Origin of the sequence: Gordonia sp. N1V (genome assembly GCF_029269935.1) — a bacterium.
Lineage (GTDB): Bacteria > Actinomycetota > Actinomycetes > Mycobacteriales > Mycobacteriaceae > Gordonia > Gordonia polyisoprenivorans.
In genome coordinates this window covers 143,347-153,985 of sequence record NZ_JARJDD010000013.1, presented here as the reverse complement: position 1 = coordinate 153,985, position 10,639 = coordinate 143,347, and the positions used below count along the sequence as shown (strand labels likewise).

Below are 10,639 nucleotides of genomic sequence, written 5' to 3'. Positions count from 1 at the left end.
AGCCGCGATCGAGGGCCGCTGGTCGACCACCATGCGATTCTTCGCCGGCCCCACCCTGCTGGTGATCGACGAACTCGGCTACCTACCGCTACCCGCAGAAGCAGCCTCAGCCCTGTTTCAGGTTGTGGCACAACGATATTTGAAAACATCCATCGTGATCACCACCAACCGGTCAGTCGCCGAATGGGGCGACGTCCTCGGCGACACCACCGTCGCCGCCGCCATGCTCGACCGCCTCCTGCACCGCTCCGTCGTCCTCAAACTCGACGGCGACTCCTACCGCCTACGCGACCACCACGCCCGATCACACAATCAACGCACCGCCACCCAACCCGGCCGCCGACCGCTACAGTAGGAGCCGCTCACAAGTGAGCAGATTCGATGAGCATCACTGAGCACTTTCGATGAGCCTCGTCACGACCCCGGTGGGGTCATCTGGACGAACCGGATGTCGTGTGACGGCGAGCTGTCATGGTCGGGGTGAAATCCGACGCGGGTGTAGAACTCCTTGGCGCGGTCGACGTCGGTGACGGGGAGGAATGCCACTTCCAGTGTCCAATCCATGTGCTCGGCCTTTCGGGTTGTCTGCGAATCGGGTGCGTGATCACTCGGTCGCTGCCAGCATCTCCTCGATTGCGGACACATCAGGTCCGTGATCTCCAGGTTTCTGTGAATTGCGCCCCAAACCAAAGTCAAGGTTTGGTTCGCCGCCCCGCGGGTCTTCGTGACAGCGCACAATGTTCACGTGGATCGCCGGGCGTCGATGGGTTTTGCATCGCTTCTCGCGATGATGAGCGTGGCGCAGCAACTCGGTGAGGGCGCCGATCTCGACGACGTTCTGCAGGTCATCGCCCGGGGCATCATCGAGGTGATCGGCTTCGACGCCGTCGCGGTCAACGTGCGGCGTGACGACGGCGACTTCGAGGTCCGTGCCGTGGTCGGTCCGCCCGAACTCGAAAACCTCCATGGTGAGCGGATGACCGAGTCCGTCTGGCTGGAGTTGTTCGACTCCGCCGAACGCTGGGGTGGGCTGTATCTGACGCGAGAAGCGGAGATGGCCGACGGCGTAGCGTCGATCGATCCGTGGCGGGAACGGTTCGCGTCGGGCGCGGAGCCGGTCGACACCGCCGACACCGCGCCCGGGTTCCTGCCGCCCGCGGTGTGGGAGCCGGAGTTCGCCCTTCTGGTTCCCGTCTACGCCGACGAGCAATTGCAGGCAGTCATCAGTGTCGACCTGCCGCGCAGCGGGATGACCCCCGACCCGGAACAACAGGCACTGCTCGAACTGTTCGGCGTCCGGGTGGGGATAGCACTGACCCGCGTCACCGAGGCCGGCCGGGCGACCGATCGGGTGCGACTCTATCGGGCCTCGTTCGCCGAATCGCCCTTGGCCACAGCACTTCTCGACTCGCGCCTGCGACTGATCGACGTCAACGACGCCTTCCTGCAACTCACCGATGCGATACCCGGTGAGTGGGAGTTCGTGTGCACGATCGCCGACCGGACGCAGGCACGCGCCGAGTTGAACGCCATCCGCTACCGTGCCGATCACGACGGGCTGACCGGGCTCACCGTGCGTGAGGTGTGGCTCGACGAACTGAACGACCGGTTGCGTGGCCAGCGGACCGGGGTGCTCGGAGTGCTGATCTGCGATCTCGACGGATTCAAGGAGGTCAACGACACCTCCGGGCACGTTGCCGGCGACGCGGTGCTGCGATCGGTCGCCGAGGCGATGCTCACGGCCGCGCACCGAAGGGACGTCGTCTGTCGTTGGGGCGGCGACGAATTCGCGGTGGTGTGCACCCGCAAGACCCTCACGGAGGTCAACGATCTCGCCGCGGCGATCGCCGTCGGTGTTCGCGGGATCTCGACCTCGGCATCCGCCTCCGATCCCGTGTCGGGCCTGGGGATCTCCATCGGCATCGCCGCGCTGGAGAATCCCGAGCCGACGGTCTCGAGTACCACCCTGGTCGACGTCGCCGACGGTGCGCTCTACCGCGCAAAGGTACATCCCACCCAGCGGTGGCAGGCCACGGTGATCTGAAGCCCGCGATCTGAAGCCCGCGATCTGAAGCCAGTGATCTGAGGGACCCGCGATCGAAGAGGCGCAGCCACGCTCAGCCGAGCATGACCCCGAACATGATCGCCATGCCGACCGCCATGAACACCTGGCAGAGGTCCCCGGCGAAGGTCATCAGATCGGTCGAGGCACCCGGGGCCCGACGACGAGCGAAGTACAGGTACAACCACACCGCCGCGGCGAGAGCGAAGCCGATGGTGAGAATCCAGTTGACGGGTGTCACGTAGCCGGGTTGCGCGGCGTGATGGCCCATGTCCATGCCGGGCATGTTCATCCCGGGCATGTCGTCGTGATTGTGCGCGAGCACAGTCACCGACGATCCCGGCGCCATGGCCATCGCCTGCGTCGTCTGCCCGCCGGGCAGAACGGTGCCGTTCATCACCGCGTACATCCAGGCCATCGCGCCCATCATCACGGCGTGATACACCGCGGCCAGCCGTCCGAATGGTGTGGTGGTCGGTGGGACACAACCACAGTCGTCGGTGGGACGCATCTTCGGATGCAGCGCCAGGCTCACCAGGAACCACGCCGCTGCGACGACGAAGAACCACATCGGTCCCGCGGTCGGCCAGCTCGCCGAGAACGGCCATGACATCGCCAGCATGGCCAGCGACATGACCAGATGGAGCACGTGCCCGACGTAAGCCTCCCACGGCATCCGACGGGTGAATATCAGGTACGCGCACTGCGCTGCAGCCAGCGTGAACAGTACGGTGACCACCCACCGCAATACGATGTCGTCGATCATCGGACTGCCCCGACCACGGCTGCATCGGCCTTGGTGTCGGTGCGTCGGCGTGCGGTGAACACGCCGCGTCCGGCGTCGACGATCACGAACAGCGCCAACGGGATTCCGAACCACGGCATAAACCAGCCGAGTACTGCCGCGACCGCGACCACCGCAAGTGCCTCCACCGGGCGCAGACCGCTCAGCGCCCCACGGCGCGGTGCCTGGGGGAGATGTCGATTGCTTGTGGTGGGTCGTCGCCGCCACCACATGAGGTAGCCGCGGACGATGACGCTGATGAGTCCGATCCCCAACGCCACCAACGCGATCTGGTTGACGATGCCGAACAGGCCCATGTGCGCACTGATCGCCCAGGTGGTCATCTTCGCCATGAACGGCCACCGGGCGAAGTCGACGCGATCGGTGACGGCGAAGGTATGCGGGTCGACGGCGATCGAATCGTAGTGGCTCGGGAAGCCGCGGGCGTTCTCCTTGACCGACCAGGCGGCTCCCGGCTCCGCGGGCACCGAGATGTTCATGGGACCGACCAGCCCGGCGGCGCGGGCGGTGTCGTAGACCTTGCTGAAGTCGTCGGCGCCGAGCGGTGCCAGACCGGTCTGGGCGGCACCGGAATCGTGGTGTGCGGTCGCGTCACCAGAGTCGGCGGCGCCGGCGATCGTCGTCGTCACCGCAGGCGTCGTCCACGCCAATTCGCTGCGCAGGTCACCGATGTTCTCGCCGGCAAAGCGCGACCAGCTCAGTCCAGACGCCGACAACCCGATCAGACCGATGATGATCCACACCCCCACCGCGCCATGCCAACTCAGGGTGCGGGCGCGCCGGGGTGCGGTGCGGTCCGGGACGGCCAGCCGGGCGAGTTTGTGGGTGCGACGCCGATGGCCGATCCACAGGATCAGCCCGCCGAGGGCCACCACCCACAACCAGCTCGCGCCGATCTCGCTGTAGTTGCGGCCGAGGTCACCGAGATGCAGATTGCGGTGCAGATCGTCGAACCACGCCCGGACCGGCAGCCACTCGCCGAAGGTCGGCAGCGCCCCGCGGACCTCCCCGGTGTAGGGGTCGACGAACACGGTGCGGGTGCGGTCGGCGGGCAGGTCGTCGGTGGCGAGCACCACCCGGGTGGTGTCCCCGGCGCGCGGGGCCGGTGTCACCGAGACGATGGCGCCCTCGGGATGCGCGCGCCGCGCGGCATCCACCTGTGCCGACAGCGGGAGCTCTGCGCCGCCGACGCGATCGACGGTCAGTTCGTGGGCGTAGACGGCGCGATCGATTTGGGGGATCAGCGCGTACAAGGTGCCGGTGACGGCCGCGACGAGCAGGAACGGACCGATCAGGATGCCGGCGTAGAAGTGCCAGCGCAGCAGCAGGGGGCGCCACCGGTCGGCAGCGGAACGGCCTGTGGCACCACGTGTGTCGAGCCGGTCCGACGCCCCGGGGGTCCGGGGTTCGAGGGGATCGGAGACATCGGCGGTCTGGGTCGTCACCACGTGTTCGTCCTGCTTTCGGGCTGGGCTGGTTGACTTCGAGTGCGGGCCCGGAGAACTTCCCCGGGGCATCGCAGAAGAGGTCGGCGCGTCGAGACCGATGGTTCCCGGGCCCCGGTGTGTTGTGCGTCACCCACGGACGGATGGGCGCGCACCGCCTAACCTCTACAGGCGTGGGAAACCCTGATCACCTGATGCCGGTAGACGGCGATCCGTCCGCTGCCCCGATCACCATCTTCGGCCCCGACTTCCCGTTCGCCTACGACGACTGGATCGCCCATCCCGCCGGGCTGGGCGAGGTGCCTCCCGATGCACTCGGTGCCGAGGTCGCCGTTATCGGTGCCGGTATGGCCGGGATGGTCGCGGCGTACGAGCTGATGCGGATGGGGCTGCGACCGGTCGTCTACGAGCCCGATCGCATCGGCGGACGGCTGCGGTCGGAGCCGTTCGTGCCCGGTGAACCGGAGGTCGCCGAGCTCGGCGGCATGCGCTTTCCGATCTCGTCGAGCGCCTTCTTCGGCTATGTGAACCGGTTCGGTCTGCAGTCGGCGCCGTTCCCGAACCCGCTCACCGAGGCCGCCGGGAGCACGGTGATCGACATCGGCGGCGAGACGTTCTACGCCCGCACCCTCGACGACCTGCCACCGGTCTACCGCGAGATCTCCGACGCGTGGGACGCGGCGCTCGAACGCATCGCCGGCTACACCGGTTTGCAGCAGGCCATTCGTGAGCGTGACACAATCGAGCTCAAGCGCCGATGGAATGCGCTCGTCGCCGACTGGGACGACCGCAGCTTCTACGACTTCCTGGCGACCTCCACCGAATTCGGCTCACTGTCGTTCCGTCACCGGGAATTGTTCGGTCAGGTCGGATTCGGCACCGGCGGTTGGGATTCGGACTTCGCCAACTCGATGCTGGAGATCCTGCGGGTGGTGCTGACCAACTGCGACACCGATCAGCACCTGATCGTCGGCGGCGCCGAGCAGGTGCCGCGGGCATTGTGGGCCGATGCGCCGCAACAGATCACGCACTGGCCGGTGGGGACGAGCCTGTCGTCGTTGCACCACGGTGCCCCACGGGCCGGGGTGCGCTCCTTGCGTCGGCTCGGACCCAACCGCATCGAGGTCACCGACCGGTGGGGCGATTCGCGGGTGTTCGGCGCGGTGATCGCGACGTGTCAGGCGTGGTTGCTCTCCACCGAGATCGAGTGCGACGAGGCACTGTTCAGCCAGGATCTGTGGATGGCCCTCGACCGCACCCGGTACATGCAGTCGTCGAAGACCTTCGTGATGGTCGACCGGCCATTCTGGACCGACCGGGATCCGCGCACGGGACGCGACGTGCTCAGCATGACGCTGACCGACCGGTTGACCCGCGGTACCTATCTGTTCGACAACGGCCCCGACCGTCCCGGGGTGATCTGCCTGTCCTACTCGTGGATGAGCGACGCGCTGAAGATGTTGCCGCACCCCGTGGAACGTCGTGTGTCGCTGGCACTGTCGGCGTTGCGCAAGATCTACCCGGATCTCGATATCGCCGAACACATCGTCGGCCGTCCGATCACCGTCTCGTGGGAGGACGACCCGAACTTCCTCGGCGCATTCAAGGGTGCGTTGCCCGGGCACTACCGGTACAACACCCGCATGTACGGTCATTTCCACGATCAACATCTCCTTCCCGAGCAGGAGCGGGGGATCTTCATCGCAGGCGACGACGTCTCGTTCACCCCGGCGTGGGTGGAGGGGGCGGTGCAGACCGGACTCAACGCGGTTTGGGGCGTGATGACGCATTTCGGCGGACGGTGCCATCCGGACAATCCGGGGCCGGGGGACCGGTACGCCGAACTCGGACCGATCGACATCGGGGGATGAGGATGACCGACAAGTCGCTGGATTCCGGATCGCCGCACGCCGGGTCGCCGAACACCGGATCGCCCAACACCCTGCGCCTGGCCCTCTGGCAGTGTTCACCACTTCCCGATTCCGACCGCGATGATCACGCAGGCGTCATCGCGGAGAACCTGGAGCGGCTCGAGCACACCATGGCCGACGTGGCCGGGCGGGCCGACTTGCTGATCACCCCCGAGATGTTCCTGTGCGGCTACAACATCGGCGCCGCGGCTGCGCGCGCACGAGCCGATGAGGCCGACGGCCGGATCGCTGCATCGGTGGCGCAACTGTGTTCGCGCTACGGTCTCGCGGTGCTCTACGGGTGCGCCGAGCGCGTGACCGACGCTCATGGGTTGGGCGCCGGTGTGAAAGAGGCGGTGTACAACACCATTCGGCTCGTCGATGCCGACGGCGTGACGATCGCGACCCATCACAAGACGCACCTCTTCGGCGACCTCGACGTCGCGATGGTGACCGCAGGTACGACGCGTGCGCCGGTGATCGACTTCCGGTCATGGCGGTTGGGCATGCTCATCTGTTACGAGGTCGAGTTCCCGGAAATGGTGCGCGACTTGGCGATCCGCGGAGCCGATGTGGTGTGTGTGCCGACGGCGAACATGCCCGAATACGACAAGGTGCAGCAGATCCTCCTGCCGGCGCGGGCGTTGGAGAATCAGGTGTACCTCGCCTACGCGAATTATGTTGGTAGCGAACGGGAACTGTCGTTCGGCGGTCTCAGCGAGATGATCGGCCCCGGCGGCACCATCGACGTCTCGGCGGGGCGCGACGAGCAAGTCATCCTCGCCACTGCCGACCGTGACACTCTCCGATGGTCACGTGAGACCTGGCGGTATCTCGCCGATCGACGTCCGGAGTTGTACTGACGGCGCGAGCCTGCTGAGCTGATGCCTCGCCGGGAGTGAACCGCCCCTCGTCGATGCTGCGCACACTTCGCCTGTTGACACCGGGTGTTCGCTGGTCTGTATTGCGTTCGGCCCGTGTGCAATTCGTATACACGCGTTACCACAAGAGATTGTGGGCCAGATCTGGACACGACACCCAATGTGGTCTAACTTACTCCTCAGTACGAGACCTACTCGTGAGTAACTGACGCTCGGGGACGTCGGCGGACCATCGATTCAACGTGGGGGCTGCATCTTGTTCGACTTCATGGAGTGCGAAACACGGACTCGCCGAGCGTTTCTCGGCGGAAACGCGATCCTCGAGGCCTACGACGTCGAAGAGGTGATCGTGCTACCCGCATTGCGGATGCTGGTGTGCGACAACGGGACCGACGCGTCATCGTCGGCGCCGTGGGAGCTCGACGAGTCGGTGCGAACCCAGGTGCGCGCCTCGATCGCAAGGCATCTGCGAACCAGTGACGTCCTGGCGGGCATGCTGCGCGACGCCCTCGGAGGCCTTCACCTCGATGGCCGTCGCCTTGATGGCCGGCAGCTCGATGATCGGGGCCCTGTGGATCGGGGCGCAAGCAACCCCTTGCGTGGGGTCGCCGGTGCACTGCCGGTGCGTGCCCAGGGCTTCTTGCTGTCCGATGCTGCCAAGGGCGACGACGCCGCCAGGTCGGATCTGGTACGCCTGGCCTTTCTGCTGGTCGCCGCGCATGCGTTGAGCGATCCCACCGACGTGGCGACGGCGTCACGGTCGCTCAATCTCGTTCCGCCGCCGCTGCATCGCGATCGCGCGATGATGAATACGGTTCTCGCGCAAGTGGTGCCGGCGCTGACGAGCCCACGCCGGGCGTGGTTCGAGATCACCGTCAGCAAGGCGGCGTCGTTCTTCTCGGTCCCCGACGAGAAACGGCTGCCGGCCGTCGGCGACCGGTTGGCCCCGGGCACGTCGGATCTGACGTTGCTGCGTTACAACCGGCACTCGTTGGCGCTGGCATGCGAACAGGTCGGACTCAGGTTGCTCGGCTCGGTCTGATCTCGCCCATCCCCGATCACGCTCGGGACCACGACGTCGGCGGTATCGTGGCGAAGGTGAGTGAGCCGAGCCACCGATCGCCGACTCCTGTGCGTCATCGGTGGCTCCTGCACATTGACCTCGACCAGTTCCAGGTCGCGGTGGAGCGGTTGCGCAGCCCCGAATTGGTCGGTGTGCCGGTGATCGTCGGTGGTAACGGGGATCCGACCGAGGCGCGCAAGGTGGTGACCTGTGCGTCCTACGAGGCGCGTGCGGTCGGTGTGCGAGCGGGGATGCCGCTGCGGGCCGCCTACCGCAAGATGCCCGATGCGGTGTATCTGCCGCTCGACATGGCGGCCTACGACGCGGCGTCGGCCCAGGTCATGAACATCCTGCGGGAGTCGGGACACCCCATCGAGGTCTGGGGCTGGGATGAGGCCTACGCCGGGGTCGACGACGGGACCGACGCCGAGATCCGCACCCTCGCGACCGGACTGCGCGAACAGGTCGCGCACCGCAGTGGGTTGTCGTGTCGTATCGGCATCAGCGACAACAAACAACGTGCCAAGATGGCCACCGGCTTCGCCAAGCGCGACGAATCGGCGGGTGGTGTGTTCCTACTCGACAACCGGAACTGGCTGCCGCTCATGGGTTCTGCCCCTACCCGCGACCTGTGGAGTGTCGGCCCGCGCACCGCGGACAAGCTGACCGAGATGGGGGTGAACACGGTCGACGAGCTCATCGCCACCTCCCGCGAGGACCTCATCGCGAGATTCGGCCCGCACCAGGGCAACTGGTTGTATGTACTCTGCCGTGGCGGCGGCGACTCGACCATCACCGTCGAACCGTTCGTCGCGAAATCCCACTCCAAATCCCGGACCTTCGCCACCGATCTCACCGAGCCCGATGAGATCGCTGCGGCAGCAACCGAACTCACCGAGGATTTGCTGACCCAGGTCCTCGCGGAGGGGCGGGTTGCCTTTCGGGTGGCCGTCACCGTACGCACCTCCACCTTCTACACCCGGACCAAGTCGCGAAAGTTGCCGGCCCCCAGCACCGACTCGGCCGTGATCACCCCGGTCGTCGTGGAGTTGTTGGGCAAGTTCGAACAGGGACGACCGATCCGACTGCTGGGGGTGCGCCTCGATCTCGTCGAGGACTCTGACGGCGCTCTGGGAGACGGGGACGAGCCGGACTGAGCGGACGGCTTTGGGGTCGTCGCGTCGGGTCCTCGTGATTTGCGTCCAAACGGACGACACCGACGAACGGGTCGTCGTTGATACCGTTGAGCGCTCGCCACATCCTTCTCCTCGCAGGAGCTTTCCCGATGACCGCACCCCCGACGCCGCCGCGCCGGCCCACACCGGCAGCCGAGGTTGCCGGCCGCATCCCACTGCTGCCGGCGATCGCGGGAGCACTGGTGCTCGTAGGCCTGATCGGAACGCTCGCCGGCGGATGCGGCGGTGGGTTATCGGCGGTCGGCGGGTACTCGACCAGCCGGTCGGAACTCTGCTCGGCGTATCGGACCGCGCTCAACGCCTTCGACGACGATTCCGAATTCGACGTGACCGATGAGCTCACCGCACTCGCCGACGCGGCGAAGGACTACGACGATTCCGGCGTCCGCTCCGACGGGGAAGACGTCGACTCCTCGTCGGGGCTGATCAGCGAGTCGAGCTTCCGGAGCGACACCCGCAACATCGCGGCGGAATGTGGGTGACAACATGACGATGCCTTCCGGTCCAGGCGACTACCCCGGCGCCCCTAACCCCGGTGTTCCGAACCCCGGTTTCGGTGGTCGGCCGTTCGGTCCACCTGCGCGCCCGCCCGTGCCCACAGGGCCCAATCCGCAGGGCGCGGGGATGCGCGCACTGATCGGTGGTGGCGCGATCGCGCTCGTCGCGCTGGTCTTCGTCTTCCTGTTCTGGCCGGTCGCGATCCTCCTCTTCGCCGTCGCCGCCCTGTACACGGTGCTACTCGGCACCGGGATGGACCCGTTCGCCGGGACGTCGACGACGATCGTCCACATCGGATACCTCTGGCGAACCCGAGTTGCTTCTCCCGGCGCCGCGCCCGTCGGGCAGCGGTTTCCGAGCCCGCCGACGGGGCAGTCGTTCCCGAATCCGGCGACCGGGCAGCGGTTTCCGAGCCCGCCGACCGGACAGCGCTTCCCGAATCCACCGACCGGGCCACGCGGGGTGGGCGCTCGGCCACCGGTCGATCCGCCGACCGAGATCGTGGCGAGGCCGGGAGCACCCGGGCACGGGTTCACGGCCGCACAGGCCGCCGACCCCGCCACCGACCCGGCCGTTCTCGCGCAGATCGCCGCAACAGCTGGCGACCTGCACATCCATCTCGCCGCCAATCCCGCGACGTATCCGGATCTGCTCGACTGGCTCGCCGCGCACGGCGCACCCGAGGCCCGGGACGTGGTGGCCCGCCGCCGTCACGGCTGACGGCATCAGCTGCGGCTCATCTGCGGGCGAGCAAGGTCTTCTCGACCTTCGCCGCCCGG

At 66.9% G+C, this 10,639-nt stretch carries 10 protein-coding genes and 1 pseudogene; 8 read left to right on the top strand and 3 right to left on the bottom strand.

All coding sequences use genetic code 11. The features are described from left to right. Nucleotides 1-355: ATP-binding protein (locus tag P3L18_RS17770; RefSeq protein WP_276114823.1), on the top strand; the 355-nt coding region annotated here is incomplete at its 5' end. 62 nt (nucleotides 356-417) lie between these two features. On the opposite strand, the pseudogene P3L18_RS17765 reads toward P3L18_RS17770, so the two are convergent. After that, nucleotides 418-564, bottom strand: a pseudogene (locus tag P3L18_RS17765) (glyoxalase); the annotation flags it as partial. Between the two features lie 199 nt (nucleotides 565-763). On the opposite strand from P3L18_RS17765, the gene P3L18_RS17760 reads away from it, so the two are divergent. Further along, a complete protein-coding gene (locus P3L18_RS17760; RefSeq protein WP_276114822.1) occupies nucleotides 764-2,044 on the top strand; it encodes a diguanylate cyclase in 1,281 nt (426 codons plus the stop codon). Nucleotides 2,045-2,117: 73 nt separating this feature from the next. On the opposite strand, the gene P3L18_RS17755 is transcribed toward P3L18_RS17760, so the two are convergent. Next, on the bottom strand, nucleotides 2,118-2,828 hold the full coding sequence (locus tag P3L18_RS17755; protein ID WP_276114821.1) for a DUF5134 domain-containing protein: 711 nt from the start codon (nucleotides 2,826-2,828) through the stop codon (nucleotides 2,118-2,120). Next, complete coding sequence (locus P3L18_RS17750; RefSeq protein ID WP_276114820.1) at nucleotides 2,825-4,315, bottom strand: PepSY domain-containing protein; 1,491 nt, start codon at nucleotides 4,313-4,315, stop codon at nucleotides 2,825-2,827. The genes P3L18_RS17755 and P3L18_RS17750 overlap by 4 nt, the downstream gene beginning before the upstream one ends. Nucleotides 4,316-4,506: 191 nt before the next feature. On the opposite strand from P3L18_RS17750, the gene P3L18_RS17745 reads away from it, so the two are divergent. The 6 genes from P3L18_RS17745 to P3L18_RS17720 all read left to right on the top strand — a co-directional run bounded on the left by P3L18_RS17745 (nucleotide 4,507) and on the right by P3L18_RS17720 (nucleotide 10,580). Beyond that, nucleotides 4,507-6,183 (top strand): NAD(P)/FAD-dependent oxidoreductase, encoded by a 1,677-nt coding sequence (locus tag P3L18_RS17745; RefSeq protein WP_276114826.1) that lies wholly within the window; start codon nucleotides 4,507-4,509, stop codon nucleotides 6,181-6,183. Nucleotides 6,184-6,185: 2 nt separating this feature from the next. After that, entirely contained in the window at nucleotides 6,186-7,085 is a 900-nt protein-coding gene (locus P3L18_RS17740) for a carbon-nitrogen hydrolase family protein (protein WP_276114819.1), read from the top strand. Between the two features lie 286 nt (nucleotides 7,086-7,371). Further along, nucleotides 7,372-8,145, top strand: a complete 774-nt coding sequence (locus P3L18_RS17735; RefSeq protein ID WP_276114818.1) for a hypothetical protein — start codon at nucleotides 7,372-7,374, stop codon at nucleotides 8,143-8,145. 56 nt (nucleotides 8,146-8,201) lie between these two features. Next, the gene (locus tag P3L18_RS17730) at nucleotides 8,202-9,323 is read left to right on the top strand and encodes a DNA polymerase IV (protein ID WP_276114817.1); all 1,122 of its coding nucleotides are present in this window, start codon (nucleotides 8,202-8,204) and stop codon (nucleotides 9,321-9,323) included. A 128-nt stretch (nucleotides 9,324-9,451) separates the two neighbouring features. Beyond that, nucleotides 9,452-9,844 (top strand): hypothetical protein, encoded by a 393-nt coding sequence (locus P3L18_RS17725; RefSeq protein WP_276114816.1) that lies wholly within the window; start codon nucleotides 9,452-9,454, stop codon nucleotides 9,842-9,844. Nucleotides 9,845-9,986: 142 nt separating this feature from the next. Further along, entirely contained in the window at nucleotides 9,987-10,580 is a 594-nt protein-coding gene (locus P3L18_RS17720; protein WP_276114815.1) for a hypothetical protein, read from the top strand. Nucleotides 10,581-10,639 lie beyond the last annotated feature (59 nt).